The sequence below is a fragment of the Nocardia sp. CA-145437 genome, from assembly GCF_050956485.1.
In the GTDB taxonomy this organism is placed as follows: domain Bacteria; phylum Actinomycetota; class Actinomycetes; order Mycobacteriales; family Mycobacteriaceae; genus Nocardia.
On the sequence record NZ_CP191204.1, the window covers coordinates 5613035 to 5632127 of the forward strand.

At 69.2% G+C, this 19093-nt stretch carries 18 protein-coding genes and 1 riboswitch; of the genes, 11 read left to right on the forward strand and 7 right to left on the reverse strand.

Annotated features, from left to right (window positions below):
• Positions 1-23: 23 nt before the first annotated feature.
• Entirely contained in the window at positions 24-836 is an 813-nt protein-coding gene (locus ACQPYY_RS26125; RefSeq protein WP_379094671.1) for an SAM-dependent methyltransferase, read from the forward strand.
• A gap of 23 nt (positions 837-859) precedes the next feature.
• Here ACQPYY_RS26125 and ACQPYY_RS26130 read toward each other — a convergent pair whose 3' ends face one another.
• The 4 genes from ACQPYY_RS26130 to ACQPYY_RS26145 form a co-directional block, all read right to left on the reverse strand.
• Entirely contained in the window at positions 860-1300 is a 441-nt protein-coding gene (locus ACQPYY_RS26130) for a hypothetical protein (protein WP_379094669.1), read from the reverse strand.
• Positions 1297-2148: a hypothetical protein gene (locus tag ACQPYY_RS26135; protein WP_433591360.1), complete on the reverse strand. Its 852-nt coding sequence runs from the start codon at positions 2146-2148 to the stop codon at positions 1297-1299. The genes ACQPYY_RS26130 and ACQPYY_RS26135 overlap by 4 nt, the downstream gene beginning before the upstream one ends.
• A gap of 387 nt (positions 2149-2535) precedes the next feature.
• Entirely contained in the window at positions 2536-3606 is a 1071-nt protein-coding gene (locus ACQPYY_RS26140; RefSeq protein WP_433591361.1) for a polyprenyl synthetase family protein, read from the reverse strand.
• Between the two features lie 103 nt (positions 3607-3709).
• On the reverse strand, positions 3710-5872 hold the full coding sequence (locus tag ACQPYY_RS26145; RefSeq protein ID WP_433591362.1) for a terpene synthase family protein: 2163 nt from the start codon (positions 5870-5872) through the stop codon (positions 3710-3712).
• Between the two features lie 301 nt (positions 5873-6173).
• Here ACQPYY_RS26145 and ACQPYY_RS26150 point away from each other — a divergent pair, with 301 nt between their 5' ends.
• Together ACQPYY_RS26150 and ACQPYY_RS26155 are read left to right on the forward strand one after the other, a co-directional pair.
• Positions 6174-7382, forward strand: a complete 1209-nt coding sequence (locus tag ACQPYY_RS26150; RefSeq protein ID WP_433591363.1) for a UDP-N-acetylglucosamine--N-acetylmuramyl-(pentapeptide) pyrophosphoryl-undecaprenol N-acetylglucosamine transferase — start codon at positions 6174-6176, stop codon at positions 7380-7382.
• 118 nt (positions 7383-7500) lie between these two features.
• Positions 7501-7857, forward strand: a complete 357-nt coding sequence (locus tag ACQPYY_RS26155; protein WP_379094659.1) for a ribosomal subunit interface protein — start codon at positions 7501-7503, stop codon at positions 7855-7857.
• A 105-nt stretch (positions 7858-7962) separates the two neighbouring features.
• Here ACQPYY_RS26155 and ACQPYY_RS26160 read toward each other — a convergent pair whose 3' ends face one another.
• Positions 7963-8823 carry a response regulator transcription factor gene (locus ACQPYY_RS26160; RefSeq protein ID WP_433591364.1) on the reverse strand — a complete coding sequence of 287 codons (861 nt, stop codon included), beginning with the start codon at positions 8821-8823 and terminating at the stop codon, positions 7963-7965.
• Positions 8824-8878: 55 nt separating this feature from the next.
• Here ACQPYY_RS26160 and ACQPYY_RS26165 point away from each other — a divergent pair, with 55 nt between their 5' ends.
• The 7 genes from ACQPYY_RS26165 (at position 8879) to ACQPYY_RS26195 (ending at position 15814) form a co-directional block, all read left to right on the forward strand.
• On the forward strand, positions 8879-10516 hold the full coding sequence (locus ACQPYY_RS26165; protein WP_433591365.1) for an AMP-binding protein: 1638 nt from the start codon (positions 8879-8881) through the stop codon (positions 10514-10516).
• A complete protein-coding gene (locus ACQPYY_RS26170; RefSeq protein ID WP_433591366.1) occupies positions 10513-12219 on the forward strand; it encodes an AMP-binding protein in 1707 nt (568 codons plus the stop codon). Before ACQPYY_RS26165 ends, ACQPYY_RS26170 begins: the two co-directional genes overlap by 4 nt.
• A 53-nt stretch (positions 12220-12272) precedes the next feature.
• Complete coding sequence (locus ACQPYY_RS26175; protein WP_379094651.1) at positions 12273-12464, forward strand: hypothetical protein; 192 nt, start codon at positions 12273-12275, stop codon at positions 12462-12464.
• A gap of 68 nt (positions 12465-12532) precedes the next feature.
• Entirely contained in the window at positions 12533-13447 is a 915-nt protein-coding gene (locus ACQPYY_RS26180; protein WP_379094649.1) for an AraC family transcriptional regulator ligand-binding domain-containing protein, read from the forward strand.
• A 49-nt stretch (positions 13448-13496) separates the two neighbouring features.
• Positions 13497-14423, forward strand: coding sequence for an AraC family transcriptional regulator ligand-binding domain-containing protein (locus ACQPYY_RS26185; protein ID WP_433591367.1), 927 nt, complete (start codon positions 13497-13499; stop codon positions 14421-14423).
• Positions 14424-14468: 45 nt separating this feature from the next.
• On the forward strand, positions 14469-15443 hold the full coding sequence (locus ACQPYY_RS26190) for an AraC family transcriptional regulator ligand-binding domain-containing protein (protein ID WP_433591368.1): 975 nt from the start codon (positions 14469-14471) through the stop codon (positions 15441-15443).
• 179 nt (positions 15444-15622) lie between these two features.
• Positions 15623-15814: a hypothetical protein gene (locus ACQPYY_RS26195; RefSeq protein WP_357086464.1), complete on the forward strand. Its 192-nt coding sequence runs from the start codon at positions 15623-15625 to the stop codon at positions 15812-15814.
• 18 nt (positions 15815-15832) lie between these two features.
• On the opposite strand, the gene ACQPYY_RS26200 is transcribed toward ACQPYY_RS26195, so the two are convergent.
• On the reverse strand, positions 15833-16330 hold the full coding sequence (locus ACQPYY_RS26200) for a DUF3558 family protein (RefSeq protein ID WP_433591369.1): 498 nt from the start codon (positions 16328-16330) through the stop codon (positions 15833-15835).
• A 14-nt stretch (positions 16331-16344) separates the two neighbouring features.
• Entirely contained in the window at positions 16345-16857 is a 513-nt protein-coding gene (locus ACQPYY_RS26205; protein WP_433591370.1) for a DUF3558 family protein, read from the reverse strand.
• 78 nt (positions 16858-16935) lie between these two features.
• Positions 16936-17105: riboswitch (M-box (ykoK) riboswitch) on the forward strand.
• 224 nt (positions 17106-17329) lie between these two features.
• Here ACQPYY_RS26205 and ACQPYY_RS26210 point away from each other — a divergent pair.
• Positions 17330-19087, forward strand: coding sequence for an ABC transporter permease (locus ACQPYY_RS26210; RefSeq protein ID WP_433591371.1), 1758 nt, complete (start codon positions 17330-17332; stop codon positions 19085-19087).
• Positions 19088-19093: the final 6 nt, after the last annotated feature.

Here is a 19093-nt window from a genome sequence, read left to right on the forward strand (position 1 = left end):
AGCCGAAAAGGATTGGGAGCGTTGTGAACTCGGATTCAGCGGCAGAGCGCGTCGACACCACCAAACCACACCCGGCCCGCCGGTACGACTATTGGCTGGGTGGTAAGGACAATTTCCCCGCGGATCGCGAGTCCGCCGACGCGGTCGCCGAGGCCTTTCCGACGGTCCAGCTCGCCGCGGTCGAGAACCGGAATTTCCTGCGGCGCGCCGTCGCCTATCTGACCGGTGAGGCCGGAATTCGCCAGTTCCTCGATATCGGCACCGGCCTGCCCACCGCGGGCAATGTGCACGAGATCGCCCAGGGCATCGCCCCCGAATCCCGCATCGTCTACGTCGACAACGACCCCATCGTGCTGGTGCACGCCCGGCACCTGCTCGACAGCTCCCCCGAGGGCAGGACCGCCTACCTGGACGCGGACCTCCGCGACCCGAAGCACATCCTCGACCACCCCGATCTACGCTCGACCATCGACCTGAGTCAGCCGGTCGCGCTCATGGTGGTGGCGGTGGCGCACTTCATGCCCGACGACGAGCACCCCTACGAGCTGATCCGCACGCTCACCGACGCGCTGGCGCCGGGCAGCTACCTGGTCATGTCGCACGCCACCAACGACTATTTCGACGAGCACGACCTGGCCCGGTCGGCTGAGGCCAACACCCGCAGCGGCGTGCCCTTCCAACTACGCTCGAGCACCGAATTCGCCCAGTTCTTCGACGGCTTCACCCTGGTCCCGCCGGGAATCACCGCGGTCACGCTGTGGCGGCCGGAGGAGTATCGGCCGCATCCGCGACCGGAGGCGGTGTCCATGCTCGGCGCGGTGGCCCGGATTCCCTGACCGGTCCGCGCCGAGCCGCGTGGTCACAGCCTGCCGACATCCTTGAGCACCCGCCGGGCCTGCGCGAAGAGCATGCCCACATTGACCGACTTGCGGCACACCACGACCACGACCACGTCCTCGCGGCTCTCGGTCCGCACGAACAGGTGGGTGAGGTTGTCACTGTTGACCAGGATCTCCTGGAAGTAGTGGCGGTCGGAGCGGATGCCGCGGCGCTCCTTCCAGATGTTCTCGATCATGACCACATTGCGGCCTTGGAACAGCTCCAGCGTGGCAGCGGCCAGCAGATCGAGCACTTCGGTGGGGTGGTTGTCGACGGTCTCCACGGCCAGCAACATGCCGGTCGACATATCGATCGCGCCCGCGGCGATGCAGTCGGGCACGTCCGATCGCAGCACCTTGACCAGCGTCGCGATTCGATCCGTCATGCTGCCGGGCGCGCCGGCTCCGCTCGGATTGTTCATTGCGTCCTCTCTGATTTCCTTGGGGTGAGGCTTCGTTGGCCGCCCCGCAGCATGGGCTGGGGCGGGCTGGGCGGGAGCGCGTCATTGATGCCGCTGGCCCCGCGGCGGCGGCGCGGCAGCAGAGTGCGGCCGGTCAGGCCACGGGCGGGCGCGGGGTCGAGCGGGGTCGGATCGACTTCCACCGGCGCGATGACGAGCAGGTCGTCGTCGAGCATCCGGACCACCTCGACGGTGACCGCGTACAGGCTGCGGCACAACAACTTCGCGATATCGCGGCAGCTGCGGCGGCCGTTGGACCACAGCAGGATCTCGCGGCGGTGGCCGCTGCCCGGACCGCTGAGCAACACCCGGCCGCGTTCGGTGAGCTGCAGGTGATTGCGGTGCGGGGAGACGCGGCCGTGGGCGAGCGCGCCCAGCCGCCGTTCGGTCTCCAGCAGGATCCACCCGGGTTCGAAGCCGGGCACCTGCGCCGCGGCGTCCTCGAATGTGTCGGGCGCGTCGGTGGATTCGAGGTCGGCGTTCGATTGCCAGAAGCAGTTGCCGATCCAGCCCGAGGTGATGGCGAAACAGCCGTCCACGGCGGCCATCATGGTCACCACGCGCAGATCGGCCTCTCCGGTGGAGGTGCGCCCGGGGCGCGCGAGCAATTCGCGCACCCCGGGCGCGCCGGGCGAGTCCACCGTGACCACCAGCCCGTGGACGACGTGGAGGTCGCCACCCGGCTCCCCGGTCACCCGCAGTACCCCGGTCCGCGTGGTGGCCGCGGCCTGCGCCAGTTCCCGGACCAGTTCGCGGGCCGATTCGCGGTCCAAGGCCGGTAGGCGCCCGGCGACAGGTCCCGTAGTCATGCGCGAACTCCTGGGGAAATAGGCAGAACGACATGGCGCGAATGCGCGACCGACAGCGAAACGCGCACGCCTGGTTGATATTTCGACGGCGAATCGCATCGACCCCGCTCACCGCGTGTGGGATATCGTGACAGCCCAGCAGTTTTGGAGCAATGGATTCCTGCGAATCGAGTACTTAAGTCCCTTCGCGGCTACCGAATTCGCCGGGGTGGGATCCAGCATCACCAGCGCAAGCGATCCGCTACATGCACGCCACCGGGGTTAAGACTTATTGACAGAGACAGCGCGGAGTCACAATTGTTCCCGACGGAATTATATTGCGGCGCAATATGAACCGCCCGGTCGAATTGATTTGCCCGATGTCGAATCGTCGCGATGATCGAGGCGTCACCGATCGTGCGGGACGACGCATTCGGCCAAGGCCAGCAGATCCGCGGCGGGACGTCCCTCCAGCATGTCCGCGGCGGCGCGCATATGCCGCAGGGATTCCGCTTGCGCCCAAGCTTTTCCACCCGCACGCGCGATGAGATCCGCGGCGTGCGCGGCCGATTCCCGATCCAGAGCGGTAGCCGAGGCGTAGAGCTCGGCGAACTCGCGGCCCGCCGGCGTCGGCGACTCGAGGGCCGCCACCACGGGTAAGGAGTGCTTGCGCCGCATCAGATCATGGCCGACCGGTCGGCTCGGATTGCCGGGCTCACCCCAGATCCCGCGCAGGTCGTCACACAGCTGACAGGCGATGCCCAGCTCCCGGCCGAACCGGTCCATGGCCGCCACCACCTCCGAGGGCGCGCCCGCGCACAAGGCGCCCATGGCGCACGCGCACCCCAGCAGGGCCGCCCGCTGGTGGCGCAGCGTCTCCAGGCACTCCTCGAGCGACCCGGCCGGAGCGGATTCCTGGGCCCGGTCGTGATGCCGGCCCAGGCAGAGCTCGATGACCACGTCCGCCAGGCGCGCGATGCTGTCCAGCGTCGCGGTCGCCGGGGCGTCGGCCAGGGTCCAGATGGCCAGGCTGTGCAGGGCGTCCCCGACCAGCACCGCGTCGTCCACACCCCACAACTGCCACACCGTGGGACGCCCCCGGCGCACAGCGCCGCCCTCCACGATGTCGTCGTGGATGACCGTGAAGTTGTGCACCATCTCGACCGCGGCCGCGGCGTGCACGGCGGCGGCGGGCTCGGTGTCCAGGGCCGCGGCGGCCGCCAGCACCAGCGCCGGGCGCAGTCCCCGGCCCGACTCCCCCTCCGTCACCACACCGTTCGCGTCGCACCAGCCCACGTGGTACTCGGCCATCAGGCGCAGTTCGCTGGGCAGGGTGTCGAACGCGGCCCGCAGCAGCGGCCGAGTGAGGCGCTTGGCCCGCCGCAACAGGTGTGTGGCCCGCTCATCGGCCCCGATTCCGCTGTCCCGCGCGCCTTTCCGATGAGAGAAGGCGGCGCCGGCCGCTGTCGACGAACTCATGGCAACCTCCAGTGAACTGCTGCGGACTCGTGGTCGCCGGACCCGACCGGGTCGGCGCCGACCCGATGGACACCGGGCCCCGCGAGATATGGGTGCCGACCGCTCAGCGACGAGCCGCGGGGGCGGCGTGCACGCTGACGAACGGCCCCAGCGGGCGGCCGAGCGCTTGCCTGGGCCGAGACACGCGCGGCGCTGCCTCGGAGTAACGTCCGGTCCTGATGTGCCAGTGCAGGTTTCCGGCCATGTGATCGCGCAGCCGATCGACGTGCGTCAGCAGCGCGGCCCGAACCTCCTCCGACAGTTGATGATCGGCCATGAAGCCCGGAAGCTGATCGCGGACAACGAGTTCGAACTGCCGCAGCCGCTCATTGGCCAGGTCCACCACGATGGCCGACGCGCGCTCCCGCGAACAGCCCAGGAACGACTGCGTCAGATACACCAGATTGTGCAGTTCGTGGTCATATTCGATTTCCCGCTGATACGAGTACAGATCATTGACCAGACCGGTGTAGTCCTGCGCCGAATGTTGCAGCTGCCGGACGATACCGGAGTCCGCGAGGTCCGCGACCGCCGGATCCGAGACAACTCCGGGCGAATGGAGCGCATCCAGCGCGCCGAACAAGGGACCACCGGAGGTGATCCGCCGCAATTCGAGATAGTCGACCGGGTCCGGCAAACGGTTCCGGGTCTCGTTCTCCAGCACGGTGATCCAGCCGTCGACGAGTTCGATCAGCGCCGCACGCAATCGATTCCGGCCGCTGTCGTCGCACACCGCCGACGTCTCCCGCCACAGCGCGGCCAGACCGAATTCGAGCGGACTGGACGGCGCCGGCGCGCTCTCGCTCAGCTGAAGAGGTAAGCGCCGCAATTGATCCCGTCCCGAAACCGGATCGGCCCGGAACACCCGGGTCCCCAGATCATCGGCGTAGCTGCCCCAGGTGCACCAGCGCGAGCGCAGCTTCAAGGTCTCCGCGTCGGCCTCGGGGTCGGCCATCGCCAGGAGCGCCGGAAAGTCCGCGTCCGCCAGCGATTCCGCTGTCCAGCCCACCCGCGGATCCAGCAGTCCCACCGAGGCCGCCCACTCCGCGACATCGGCGCGGGCCAGCTCCACGTGCGGATTCACCCCCACGACGTAGGGCATCTCCAGCCCATTGACCGGCAGCGGACCCGCCACCCGGGGCGGTGGCACATGCTGATTCAGCTGTACCCGCAGCCCGGGCCGCAGCCGTGCGCCGGCGGTGCCCAGGCCGGTCGGCCCCCGATCGACGCCGCTGTTCATGTATCGACTGGACCGCAGATGCCATTCGTGCCCACCGGACTGCCAGTCCTGCAGTCCCAGCGTGTAGCGCGTCACCGCGAGCTGCTCCTCGGGAGTGGCCGCGCGTTCGGTGAACAACGGGGGCACCTCGGCGAGCGCGGTGTGCTCGAACTGCTTGAGGCGGGAGGTCAGCACGTCATTGGTGAGCTCGGCGGCCGCCTGGGTGGGTAAGCCCAGGAACCGTTCCAGCACCAGCACCATGTTGGCGTTCTCACCCTCGACCCGCACCTCCCGTTCGTAGGAGAACAGGTCGTTGCGCAGATGCACTGCGTCGGAGAAGGTTTCGCACAGCACCCGCAGCGGGCGCTCCTCGGCGAAACGGCCGGGCACCTCGGCGCCGCAGGCGAATTCCACCAGTGCGGCCGACCAGGGCGCGCCGCCCACCCGGCGGCGCATCTCGATGTACTCGACCGGATTGGCGACCCGGTCGCGGGCGATATTGTCCAATTCCCAGAGGGATTCGACCATGAGGTTGTGGGTGGAGCGGCGCATGCGCCGCCGCCAGTCCTCCGACATGACGGGCACGGTGCGGGCCCAGCAGTCGGCCAGCCCGGCCTCCGAGGCGTTCTCCGGTTCCGGTGCGGGACAACCCGGTTCGGCCATGAACTCTTCCAGGCGCGCCAGGTAGCGGGTGGCCTCGGCGCGGTTGCCGGTGCGCTTGTAGGCGTCGAGGAACCAGTCGTCGAAGTAGAAGACCCAGATGTACCACTCGGTCAGCAGCGTCAAAGTCTCGGCGTCGCAATCGGGATGGGTGTAGGCGCACAGCAGCGCGTACCCCATGCGCTCCAATTTCTCGGCGTCCCAGATGGGTTTGCCGTCGACCCCGGGCTCACCGAGCATACCCAGGCGCTCGGCCCACGCGGCGGCGTGGACGCGGGCGTAGTCGTGATGGGGATTGAGCCGGGCGGGGTGCGGGGAATAGAAATCGGGCAGGGTGAAGGGCTTCACTGCGGGGCCCTCTCGCTGGGCTGATCAATAGGACATGCCGGTGCGCACTGCTTTGGGGAAATATCGCTACTCGGGGAAAAGCCGAACGGGACCGCGTCGGAACTGCACTGCGAAGACGTGACTCTTACTGCGACAACGTGATCAGTGTCACAACCATGGTAAAGGCTCGTAGCCGTCTCGCCAACACCTCGCAATCTTCTCCGACCGACCGGTACCTCCCGGACCGGATCCCGGAGCCGTTCCCGGGATAGCCTGGGCGCTGCCCCACCCAACCGACCCACCCCGCCCAGGAGGATCGTCCATGTCGAATCCCGCCGCCGACCGCACCCCGATCCTGCAGCGGCTGGGCGATCGTGGCCGGGTCCGGGTGATCGTCGCCGGCGGCGGCACCGGCGGCCACACCTATCCGGCGGTCGCCGCGGTCCGGGCGCTGCGCGATCTGGCCGCCGAGGCCGGCGCCACCGCCGAGGTGCTGTGGGTCGGCGTGCCCGACAGTCTCGAACAGCGGGTGGCGGCCGAGAACGACATCGACTTCACCGGCATCAAGGCCGGAAAGCTGCGGCGCGACCGCAATCCGCTGAAAATGCTCAACAAGGACAATGCCCGCGACGCGCTGCGGGTGCCGGTCAGCGTGCTCACCGCCCAGGGCGTGGTGGGCCGCTTCCGGCCGGACGCGGTGCTGTGCACCGGCGGCTACGTGTGCGCCCCCATCGGCATGGCCGCCGCGCTGCGCCGCCGCCCGCTGGTGATCCACGAGCAGACCACCGGCATCGGCAAGGCCAACCTGCTGCTGGCCCGGATGGCCGACCGCATCGCGCTGTCCTCCGAGGCCTCCATCGCCATGCTGCCCGCCAAGGTCCGGGGCCGGGCCCTGGTCACCGGCAACCCGATTCGGCCCGCGCTCACCACCGGCGACCCCGCCGCGGCGGTCAAGGCCCTCGACTGGGACGGCTACGCCCCCGGCCTGCCGACCGTCTACATCACCGGCGGCGCGCAGGGCGCGGTGCAGATCAACGATCTGATCCGGGAGCTGCTGCCCGAACTGCTGCACTCCGCCAACGTGATTCACCAGTGCGGGCGGCTGTCCTTCGAGCAGGTGCGCGACTTCGCCGCCACCCTGCCCGAGGACGTGCGCGGCCGGTACCTGGTGCGCGAGTTCATCGGCCCGGAGCTCCCGGACGTGCTGGCGCTCACCGATGTGGTGATATCCCGTTCCGGCGCGGGCACTCTCGCGGAACTCACCACCCTGGGCAAGCCGTCGGTGCTGATCCCCTACCCGCATTCGGTGGGCGGGGAGCAGATCCGCAACGCGCGGATCCTGGCCGACCACAATGCGGCCCGCGCCCTGGTCGGCGAGGACGCCACCACCGCCAATCTGCGCGCCGCCCTGACCGAGCTGCTCACCGAATCCGAGACCCGCGCAGCCGTTTCCGCCGCGGCCCGCGCCCTCGGACACCCGGAGGCCGCCGAGCACCTGGCCCTGACCGTGCTGGACCTCGCCACGCGGTGAACCCGGTCGCCGCGCGGTGATTCCGGTCCACGCGAGCGATCCCACAGGCGAGTCTCAGCCGGGGTAGGTATGGTCGAAGGTGTCAGCAAGTTCTCGGCTAGTACCGAGAAGATTGGAGATGCCAGCCATGCAAATCCAGGTCTTCGCCGACAAGAACGTCGGTGGCGGCGCGATCGCCCAGGATGCAACCGATACCATCGCTGCGATTCTGGACCGGTTCGCGGATCATCTCACCCGGGTCGAGGCCCACATCACCGATGTGAACGGCCACAAGGGTGGTTCCGAAGACAAGAAGTGCACCCTCGAGGCCCGGCCCAAGGGCCAGCCACCGGTCGCCACCACGCATCGCGCGGCCACCGTCGAGGACGCCTACACCGGGGCCGCCGACAGCATGGCACACCTGCTCGACAGCAGGTTCGGAAGACTGCATCACGCCAAGGGCGGCGAATCCATTCGTCACCTGGTGGCGGACTGAGCCGGCCAACTCTCGGGGCTTTCAGGGGTAAGTCCCTGAAGGCCCACCCGTGGAGAAGCAGTTCGATTCTCCGGGGCAGCTGAAGCCCCATCCAGGGGGAAGCGTTTACGGAAGGAGCCCGAGGCGGCGTGCTCGCACGACCGCCTCGTGGCGATTGTGCGCGCCCAGTTTGGTCATGGCGCTGCGCAGGTAGCTCTTCACCGTCTCCGGGCTCACCGAAAGCCGCTGGGCCGCTTCCACATTGGTGCAACCCAGGGCGATATGGGACAGCACGTCCAGTTCGCGCGGAGCCAGCGTCACCGCGTCGTCGGCGGCCGCCACCCCCGACACCAGGCGGGCGAGTCTCTCCGTGACGTCCCGCAGCCGCGCCCGCGCGGTGGCATCGGAGACCACCTGGGTTATCCCCCGCAGCTCCGCGTGCAGATCCCGGAGTTGTTCGGTGGCAATCACATTGGCGCTGTTCATGGATTCCCGTGCGAAGGACAGCCGCAGCCGCCGATCCACCTCGTCGCGGATGGCCAGTTCCGTGCTGAGCCGCCGCGCGGCCTGCACCATCTCGTCGGCCACTCCGTCGCCGATCACCCCCGTTTCGCGATTGGCGACGTAGATCACCGCGCGCGCCTCGCCCTTGACCACCACCGGCACCGCCACCACCGAGCGCAGGCCCTCCCCCAGGACCGGGACGTCGTAGTGGTGGGTGATGGTGGACGCCGAGCGGTAGTCGGCCACCGAGCGCGGGCGGCCCGTCGCCACCGCCGAACCGCCCAGCCCGGAGCTGTGCGCGACCGCCAGCCCCCGCATGCCGTTGGTCCGGGTTCCGACGAACTCGCTGAGCACCAGCGTGCCCGCGTGCACCTCGCCCCCGAAGACGACCGGCAGCTTGCTCAGGGCGGCGAGCGCGCGCAGCTCAGCGCGCAGGGCGTCGCCGTCGCTGGGGCGCAGGAGCCCGTCGGCGGCCGTAGTCATCGGGTAGCCCCTTTCGGGGGTAGTCGAGGCTGGGTGTGACGTAGATCCTACTGGTGTGACCGAGAGCACGAGCTACACCTTCGGAGTCTGGGACGCTCCCCTGCTGGGGGACACCATCGGGGCGAACCTGGACCGGACCACGGCGGCGCATCCGGACCGCGAGGCCCTCATCGACTACACGACCGGCATCCGCTGGACCTACCGCGAGTTCACCGACGAGGTGAACGCCCTGGCCCTGGGCCTGCTGGCGGCCGGGATCGGCAAGGGCGACCGGGTAGGCATCTGGGCGCCGAACTGCCCGCAGTGGACGCTGACCCAGTACGCGACCGCCAAGATCGGCGCGATCCTGGTGAACATCAACCCGGCCTACCGGGCCCACGAGCTGCGCTACGTGCTGACTCAGGCGGAGATCCGGCTGCTCGTCGCGGCGCCCGCGTTCAAGACCTCCGACTACGCGGCCATGATCGACGAGGTTCGCCCGGAGTGCCCGGAGCTGGAGCAGGTGGTGCTGCTCGACAGCACCGAGTGGCGGGACCTGTTCGCCACCGGGCGCGCGGCCGATCCGGACCTGCTGGCGGCGGCGCAGTCGGCGCTGTCCACCGACGATCCGATCAATATCCAGTACACGTCCGGCACAACGGGTTTCCCCAAGGGCGCGACGCTCAGCCACCACAACATCCTCAACAACGGGTATTTCGTGGGCGAGCTGTGCGGCTACACCGAGCAGGACCGCATCTGCATCCCGGTCCCCTTCTACCACTGCTTCGGCATGGTGATGGGCAATCTGGCGGCCACCACGCACGGCGCGGCCATGGTGATCCCGGCCCCGGCCTTCGACGCCCGCGCCACCCTGGAAGCCGTTGCGGCCGAACGCTGCACCTCGCTGTACGGGGTGCCGACCATGTTCATCGCCGAACTGGCCGACCCGGACTTCGACGCCTACGACCTGTCCTCGCTGCGCACCGGCATCATGGCCGGATCGCCGTGCCCGGTGGAGGTGATGAAGCAGGTCATCGAGCGGATGGGCATGCGCGAGGTGAGCATCTGCTACGGCATGACCGAGACCTCCCCCGTGTCCACCCAGACCCGCCGCGACGATTCGCTGGTGCAGCGCACCGCCACCGTGGGCCGGGCCGGGCCGCACATCGAGGTCAAGATCGTGGACCCGGTGACCGGGGTGACGGTGCCGATCGGCACCGCGGGCGAGCTGTGCACGCGCGGCTACTCGGTGATGCTCGGCTACTGGGGTCAGCCCGAGAAGACCGCGGAGGCCATCGATTCCGCGCGCTGGATGCATACCGGCGACCTGGCCACCATGGACGCCGACGGGTACGTCGCCATCACCGGGCGGATCAAGGACATGGTGATCCGGGGCGGCGAGAACATCTACCCGCGCGAGATCGAGGAATTCCTCTACACCCATCCCGACATCCTCGACGCCCAGGTGATCGGCGTGCCCGACGCCAAGTACGGCGAGGAGCTGATGGCCTGGGTCCGGCTACGGCCCGGGGCGGAGGAGCTGACCGCCGAGACCCTGCGCGAGTACTGCACCGGCAAGCTCGCGCATTTCAAGGTGCCGCGTTACGTGCACGTCGTCGAGGAGTTCCCGATGACGGTGACCGGCAAGATTCGCAAGGTCGAGATGCGGGAGATCAGCGCGCGGCTACTGGGAACGACCGAGGAGAACGCGTGAACAACGTCAATACCGAGGCCTATCGCGCGGCCCGTGACGGGCTGCTGGCCGCCGCCACCGACTACGACGCGGCGGTGCGCGATTTCGAGTGGCCGCGACTGTCCGGTGAATTCAACTGGGCGATCGACTGGTTCGACGTCATCGCCCGCGGCAACGACCGGCCCGCGCTCTGGATCGTCGAGGAGGACGGGTCCGAGCAGCAGGTCGGCTTCGCCGAGATGGCCGAGCGCTCGGATCGGGTGGCCACCTGGCTGGCCGGGCTGGGCGTGGGCAAGGGCGATCGGGTGATGCTCATGCTGGGCAATCAGGTCGAGCTGTGGGAGGCCATGCTGGCCGTGGCCAAACTGGGCGCGGTCATCATGCCGACCACCGGCGCGCTGGGCCCGGCCGACCTGAGCGACCGGATCGAACGGGCCGGAGCGCGTTTCGTCATCGCCAACCAGGGCGACGCGGGCAAGTTCGACGAGGTGCCCGGCGACTACACCCGAATCGTGGTGGGCGGGGCCGTCTCCGGTTGGCAGAGCTATGCCGATGCCGCGGCGGTCGAGTCGGCCGGTCCGTTCCGGTCGGTCACCGAGGTGACCGATCCGCTGCTGGTGTACTTCACCTCCGGCACCACCAGCAAGCCGAAGATGGTGCAGCACTCCCAGATCAGCTACCCGGTCGGTCATTTGACCACCATGTACTGGATCGGCGTCCGGCCCGGCGACACACACCTGGCCATCAGCGCGCCCGGCTGGGCCAAGCACGCCTGGAGCTGCTTCTTCACGCCGTGGCTGGCCGAGGCCACCGTCTTCGTCTACAACTACGCGCGTTTCGACGCCGCCGCCCTGCTCGCGCAGCTGCGCCGGGCCGAAGTGAACACGTTCTGCGCGCCGCCCACGGTGTGGCGCATGCTCATCCAGGCCGATCTGGGCGAGCGTCCGGCCGGGCTGCGCGAAATCCTCGGCGCGGGTGAACCATTGAACCCCGACGTCATCGCGCAGGTGGAGAAGGCGTGGGGCCTGACCATCCGTGACGGCTTCGGCCAGACCGAAACCACCCTGCAGGTGGGCAATACGCCCGGACAGCCGCTGGTGCCCGGCTCCATGGGCCGTCCCGCGCCGGGTGTGCCGGTGGCGCTGGTGGATCCGATCACCGGGCAGCTCGCCGACGAGGGCGAGATCTGCCTGGACCTGTCCGCTGGGCCGGTCAACCTGATGACCGGCTACCTGGGCGATCCCGAACGCAATGCCGCGGTCATGGCGGGCGGATACTACCACACCGGCGATGTCGCGGCCCGGGACGCGAACGGCTACATCACCTACATCGGACGCACCGACGACGTGTTCAAATCCTCCGATTACAAGGTGTCGCCGTTCGAATTGGAGAGCGTGCTCATCGAGCATCCGGCCGTGGTGGAGGCCGCTGTGGTCCCGCAACCGGACGACACGCGGCTTGCCGTGCCGAAGGCATACGTTTCGCTGGCTGCGGGATGGGAACCCAACGCCGAAACCGCCCGCGCCATCCTCGAATACGCCCGCGACCACCTGGCTCCCTACCTGCGTGTCCGCCGGGTGGAGTTCACCGAACTACCGAAGACCATCTCCGGCAAGATCCGCCGCGTGGACCTGCGCCACCGCGAGGAACAGGCGCACGCGGAAGGCGTCACCATCCCCACCGAGTACCGCTACGAGGACGTCCTGACCGACACCACCCGCTGAACCCGCCCCACCCGTACCGACCCGCCCTGCCCCTGCGACAGATAGGAACACCCGTGTCCCACACCGTGGAGTCCGCGACCGCCTACGTCATCGCCGCCCTGGAGGCCAAGGGAACCGCCTCCCGCGACGACTTCGACGTGTCCGGGATCGTCAGCGCCACCCACAACATCATGCAGACATGGGATTTCCGCGCGGTCGCCCGAGACCGCTTCTGGGGCATCGCCGCCACCTTCATCCGAGCCTGACGAGCGGGCTCTCTCACAGTTCCGCGAATTCCGGGTTTCCAGCCCGGAATTGCCCTCACCATTGGCACGTGCACACCTCCGACTCCGTGCTGCTGCCCCGCTTCGTGCTGTCCCGCGCCGCCTCGGCGGGCCTGGATCCGGCCCGCCTGGCGCGGGAGGCCGGGATACCGGGCTGGCTGCTGGCCGACGGGGACGCCCGGGTGTCGAGTGACTACTTCCCGCGCCTGTGGGAGCTCTTCGAGCACGAACTCGGCGACCCGGAGGCCACGCTGCGCGCCACGGGCAGCTACCGGCTCGGCGAATTCGGGCTGATCGACTACCTGATCTCGACCGCGGACACCGTCGGCGCGGGGCTGGGGGTGCTGGGACCCTACGTCGGCTCGATCTCCACCAACTTCCGCATCGAGGCCGGCGCGCAGACCGAGACCGAATCCACCTTCGACGTCTACACCGTCAATATGGCGGGCCGTGGACGTGATCTGTCGGTGCAGATGGCGCTGACCTCGCTGGTCTCGCGCATGCGCCAGATCACCGGGCAGCCCATGGATCCGGTGTGCGTCGAACTGCGCGAGCGCGCGCCGCGGCGGCTGGACGCGTTCACCGAGCAATTCGGCACGGCCAGCCTGGAATTCGGCGCCCCGATGGACCGCATCACCTATCGCAACACCGACTTCGAGCGGCCGCAGATCACCGCGGACCCCATGCTGGCGGCGGTGCTGCGCCGCCACGCCGCCACCATGCCGCCGCCGCCCCCGCGCGCCACCGAATGGCCCGACCGGGTGGCCACGGTGCTGGCCGAGGTGCTCGACGGCACCGACGCGCTGCTCGAACAAGTCGCGCGGCGCCTGTACACCAGCCCCCGCACCCTCCAGCGCCGCCTCGCCGAATCCGGCACCACCTGGCGGCTGGAGGTCGATCGGGCCCGCAAGCGGCATTTCGAAGACCCCGAGCCTGGGACGCCGCCCCCGGACGACGCGCTATGACGCCCGGGATCGACCGCGGTACCGGATCTCCAGGCTCGAAGGTGGATGGGTGACCGGATCGGACAGCGTGCTGCTGGCGCGCTTCGTACTCACCCGGGCTCGGGCCGCGGGTGTGGATCCGGTGGCGTTGGCGCGGGCGGCGGGGATCGGGCCGGGCGCGCTGGAAGCCTCGGCGGGAAGTGTTCCGGGGCAGTGTTATCCCCGTTTGTGGGAGTTGTTCGAGCGCAGGGTGGATGTGCCGCACGTGGGACTGCGGGCGGCCGAACGATATGGAATGGGGGAACTGGGGATGATGGATTATCTGCTCGCGACCGCGCCGACGGTCGGCGAAGGCTTCCGGGCCGTCGGGGAATTCGGGTCGCGGCTGTCGGGCAACCGGCGGGTGGCCGTGGTCGCCGAGACCGATCGGCAGGTCACGTTCGCGTCGGAGACGGCGGCGCGGGGCCGGGGCGCGGAGGTCGCCGCGCAGGCGAGTTTCGCCTACCTCACCGGCCGGGCCCGGCTGGCCGCGCGGGCGCGGATCGCGCCGGTGGCGGTCACCCTGCGGGAACGCGCGCCCCGACGACACGGCCCCTACCGGGAGTTCTTCGGCACGGCGGCAGTGGATTTCGGGGCCGAGGTCGACAGCCTGACGTTGCGCCGCGCGGACCTCGACCGGCCGCAGCATTCGGCCGATCCGGGCCTGGCCGCCGTGCTGCGACGCGGCGCGGCCGTCGCCACCCTGTCCACGCCGCCCGCCCGGGCCTGGGTCGATCTACTTGCGGCCGAACTCGATTCACTGAGCGATCCGGCCCCACCCGGACCGGATCGCGACACCGCGGGCTTCCGGGCGACGGTGTCCCTCGACACCGTCTCACTATCCGATATCGCGCGCCGGCTGGGTGCCAGCCCGCGCACCGTGCAGCGGCGGCTGGCCGCGGCCGGAACCAGCTGGAGTCGGGAGCTGGCGAATGCTCGCCGCCGGGCCGCGTGGTGACGGTCGGCCGTGAACACTCGATCCGATTGTCACGACAGCATTCTCATGGCCCGGTTCGCGTTGGAGCGGGCGGTGCGGGCCGGACTCGACGCCGACCGGATCGCCCGGACGGCGGGCGTGCCCGCCTGGCGCGACGGCGGTGAGGGCACCCGGGTGTCGTCCCGGTATTGCCTGCGGGTGTGGGAGCTGATCGAGCGCGAGACCGGGGATCCCGATATCGCGCTGCGCGTGTCCGACGAGAGCACCACCGGTGAGTTCGGGCTGCTCGAATATCTGTTCCTGTCCGCGGCCACGCTCGGCGACGCGCTCGAGGCGTGCGTGCGCCATACCGGCAGTCTCACCACGAGTCACGGCTTCCGCGTCGCGCGCCGCGACGAGCAGGAGGTCTGCTACGAGGTGCGGTCGGCGGTGGACGACTGCCGGGGCCGGGAACTGTTGATACAGGCGGCTTTCGCGCTGCTCGTGGGGCGGGCGCGGGCCGCCACCCGCTGCCCCGTGGTGCCGGCGCGGGTGAGTTTCCGGCAGGCCGCGCCCGCCGATCTCGCCACCGTCACCGAGCTGTTCGGCACCCGCGCAATCGATTTCGACGCCCCGGCGGACGCGCTGACGCTGCGGGCCGCAGATCTGGCGCTGCCGATGAAGTCGGCCGATCCGGAGCTGACGGCGGTGCTGCTGACCTACGCGGCCACCCTGCCCGCCACCCCGGAGGTCGGGGTGACCTGGCTCGAGCAGCTCGGCGACGCCATCGATCTGGCTCTCGCCGATGGCGCGGCGACGCTGGAAGTGGTTGCGCGGCGGCTGCTGACGTCACCGAGATCACTCCAGCGCCGGCTGTCCGAGGCCGGAACCACTTGGCGGCGTGAGGTGGATCACGCACGCCGCCGCAGATTGCAACGCGCCGAACACCTTCCACGCGCCCAGCAGGCGGAATTCCTGGGTTACGCGGATCCGGCGAGCCTGCGCCGGGCGGTGCAGCGGTGGCGGGACCGGGCTGATCCGGAACCCGAAGACCCCCGCTGAGGAGCCGAAATCGCACCTACCGTACGGTATTCCGGCAACCTCACAGCAAGGTTGGCGTGTCCCGGACCGGTTTGGCGCTTTCGGAACTCCCGCGCGGGGCGGACGGAAATCAGACTGGACGGAAACGCCAGGACACTGTCACGCGTTCCCCCGGACCGGTACTCGATTGGAGCTTCCTCGTGCCCCACACCGCAGAAACCGCCACCGCCTACGTCGTCACCGCCGTGGAGGCCAAGGGCACCGCCACCCGGCACGACTTCGATATCAAGTCTATCGTGAGCACCACTCACAACCTCACCGAGAGCTGGGATTTCCACACCGTGGACCCGAACATGTTCTGGAACATCGTCGCCACGTTCCTCGAGCACTGAGATCGGTTCCCGCGCGCGTCAGATGCCGTCGACCGAGAGCGTCGCGTTCATCAGATTCATGGCCGCTGCGCACGGATCGAGCTGCGCGGTGTGATCGCGGTTCCGCACCCACCAGGTGACGGTGCCGGTATCGGCCACCGTCACCGCGCAACCACCCGGATCCGCCGGATCCCGCCAGTACATGCCGCCGAAGTTCCGCACCACGAGCCGCTCCACGCGGTATCCGAAGCGGTCGGCGATCCGCACCTCCCGCGCGAGCGTGTCGTCCCGCAGCCAGGCATAGGTGATGTCGACCACGCCGCCACCGTGATTCGTGGCGGTCCAGTCGCACACCGTGGGCTCGCTCTGCCGCCGCATACCGGTGACGCCGATGGCGGCGGCCAGCTTCTGATCCTCCAGGGGGCCACAGCCCGCCAGCAGGTTCGGATCGGCCGCGGGACGGGAGTCGGCCTGCCGGTCGGCGTGCGAACACCCGGACAGGGCGGCGATCACCAAGGCCGCCACCGTGATTCGCACTCCGCGGCGCGCCATCAACTCTGCCCCGCCTGTGTCAGGGTGGCCGCGGCCAGCTGCTCCACGCCCTGGCAGGCGCGCTCGCTCGACCGTTCGGACCAGTCGATGAAGTCGGTGTCGCCGAATGCCACCGCGACCTCACAGGATTGCGCGCCCCGCCATTCGATGCCCGGCTGTCCGGCGATCCGGACGGTGGCGGGACTGCCGGTGGTGACCTGGTCGCGGCGGTCCTGCAGCGAGCTGCCCCGGAACCAGTGGAAGGTGACGGCGTAGTCGCCGCCCGCGGCGGGCTGCCAGGCGCAGCCGATCGGATTGGCCGAAACCCGTTGCGCACCGGTCGATCCCGTGGCCTCGACCACCTCGGCGTCGGATGCGCCGCCACACAGGCCGATGGTGTCGGGAGACGGCGCGGCCGCCTTCGGCGCGGCGCTCGCGGTCGCCGCGGCCCGCTGATCCGAGGAGTACCTGCACCCCGCGACCGCCAGCCCGATCAAGGCGATCCCCACCGCCACGCGCGTCGCTCTCGTCACGCGGACCAGACTAGGCGAATCGGACCGGTCGTGCGCGTACACACTTTGACAACTCATCGGGGCTTTACTACCGTCGATAACGCACCTCGATAGGCGAGGCTCCTGCACGAACACAGGCCACTGATCTGACGACGTCGAGAGACGCCCAAGGTTAGGACAGATTTCCCCGGATTAAGGGGTAATCCAAAGTGGCTTTCCGATTCGGAACACGTCGTGCAGTGCCGAAGCTCTGACGAGAGGGGTGTGCGTCCTCCCCGGATTCCCCGGGTCGACCTCCCCCGTGTGCGCTGATGAGTCCGCGTATGAGCTGTGTGAGGAGGTGCCGGTCGGATGACAACCGATGACGACCCCGGACCTCCTGTCGCGCACTCGTAATTTCCCGGTATTCGGCGCCGCCCCCATCACCCTTTCGCGTGATTCGGTGTGCGCCTATTTCCGCGCGCCCTTTGTCGATTAGATGCGGATTCATCCAATGACGCTCCAGATCACCATTCCCAACCGTCCCGAAACACGGCAGCCGACGCCGCGTCCGCGAAACCGGCTGCGCGCCGTCGACTTTCTGGTGCTCGGCGCGGCCGTGTTCCTGATCGCCGTGGCGCTGCGGCTGTTCCGCGACATGTCGGTGCCGTGGACGCCGGGCTCCGGACCGGAATCGGTGTCGACCGATCCCCGGGAACTGCCGTACTACGCGGCGCGCACCACGCTGCGGATGTTCCTGGGGCTGGCGGCCTCGATCCTGTTCACGCTGGTCGTCGGCCAGTGGGCGGCGCATTCGCGGCGGGCCGAGAAGGTGCTGGTCCCGATGGTGGACGTGCTGCAATCGGTGCCGGTGCTGGCGCTGGTCTCCATCACGGTGTCCGCATTCGTGGCGCTGTTCCGCGGCTCCTTCCTGGGCGCGGAGGCGGTGTGCGTGTTCGCCATCTTCACCGCGATGGCCTGGAACATGACCTTCGCCTACTACCAGGCGGTGCGCACCCTCCCGCGGGAGCTCGACGACGCCGCCCGCATGCTGCGGCTCACCCGCTGGCAGCGGTTGTGGCAGCTGGAGGTGCCGGCCGCCATGGTGCCGTTGATCTGGAACGGGATGATGAGCTTCGGCGGCGCCTGGTTCATGCTCGCCGCGTCCGAGGTGATCACGGTGTCCGGGCGGGAAGAGGCGCTGCCGGGCATGGGCAGCTTCATCGCGGCGGCGACCTCGCAGGGGCAGGTCTCGCGACTGCTGCTGGGCGCGCTGGTCATGGTGGCCACCATCGTCGTCGTGAACGTGCTGTTCTGGCGGCCGCTCACCGCGTGGTCGGAGCGGTTCCGGGTGGAGCACACCGAAAGCGCCGAAGTCCCACGCAGTCTCGTGCTGGACCTGCTGCGGCGCAGCACGGTGCCGGGGCGGCTGGCGCGGGTGACACGACCGGTCGGTGAGGGGATCGATCGCGTCATGCGAGTGTTCGGGCGCAGCACCCGGTCCGCCTACGACGACCGTCCCGGCGGCCGGGCCGGGGACGTGGTCTTCTTCGGGCTGCTGCTGGCGGCGCTGGCCTGGGGCACCTGGACGCTGGCCGCCTACTTCGAAAGGACCGTCGGGCTGGCCGAATTCGGGCCCGCCACGCTCATGGGCCTGGCGAGTCTGAGCCGGGTGATCGTGCTGCTGGTGATGTCCACCGTGGTGTGGGTGCCGGTCGGGGTGTGGATCGGGTTGAACCCGCGGGTGTGCCGGTTCGCGCAGCCGGTGGTGCAGGTGCTGGCCAGTTTCCCGGCGCAGTTCCTGTTCATCTTCGTGATCGCGGCGCTCACCTGGACCGGCGTCTCGCTGAACATCGGCGGCATCGTGCTGATGGCTCTGGGCGCGCAGTGGTACGTGCTGTTCAACGTGATCGCCGCGGCCGGGCAGATCCCGACCGATCTGCGCGAGGCCATGGACGATCTCGGCGTGCACGGGTGGCTGCGGTGGAAGTCGTTGATCCTGCCCGCGATCGCCCCCGGCTATGTGGTCGGCGCGATCACCGCGTTCGGCGGGGCCTGGAACGCCACGCTGGTCGGCGAGGTGGTCGAGGCGGGCGGCACCCATCTGCAGGCATACGGGCTGGGCGCGTACATCACCAATGCCACCGCGGCGGACATGTTTCCGAAGGTGCTGCTGGGCACCGTGGTGATGAGCGTCGTCACCGTGACCATCAACCGGCTGGTGTGGCGTCGGCTGCAGCGCCGGGCCGAACAGCGTTTCTCGTTGAACTGAAACCGT

What these genes read in the sequence shown, in the direction of transcription:
- ACQPYY_RS26130 (WP_379094669.1), bottom strand. Translation starts at nt 1,300, where the DNA reads ATGAACAATCCGAGCGGAGCCGGCGCGCCCGGCAGCATGACGGATCGA.
- ACQPYY_RS26160 (WP_433591364.1), bottom strand. Translation starts at nt 8,823, where the DNA reads ATGACTACGGCCGCCGACGGGCTCCTGCGCCCCAGCGACGGCGACGCC.
- ACQPYY_RS26155 (WP_379094659.1), top strand. Translation starts at nt 7,501, where the DNA reads ATGCCAGCCATGCAAATCCAGGTCTTCGCCGACAAGAACGTCGGTGGC.
- ACQPYY_RS26150 (WP_433591363.1), top strand. Translation starts at nt 6,174, where the DNA reads ATGTCGAATCCCGCCGCCGACCGCACCCCGATCCTGCAGCGGCTGGGC.
- ACQPYY_RS26140 (WP_433591361.1), bottom strand. Translation starts at nt 3,606, where the DNA reads ATGAGTTCGTCGACAGCGGCCGGCGCCGCCTTCTCTCATCGGAAAGGC.
- ACQPYY_RS26190 (WP_433591368.1), top strand. Translation starts at nt 14,469, where the DNA reads ATGGCCCGGTTCGCGTTGGAGCGGGCGGTGCGGGCCGGACTCGACGCC.
- ACQPYY_RS26210 (WP_433591371.1), top strand. Translation starts at nt 17,330, where the DNA reads ATGACGCTCCAGATCACCATTCCCAACCGTCCCGAAACACGGCAGCCG.
- ACQPYY_RS26135 (WP_433591360.1), bottom strand. Translation starts at nt 2,148, where the DNA reads ATGACTACGGGACCTGTCGCCGGGCGCCTACCGGCCTTGGACCGCGAA.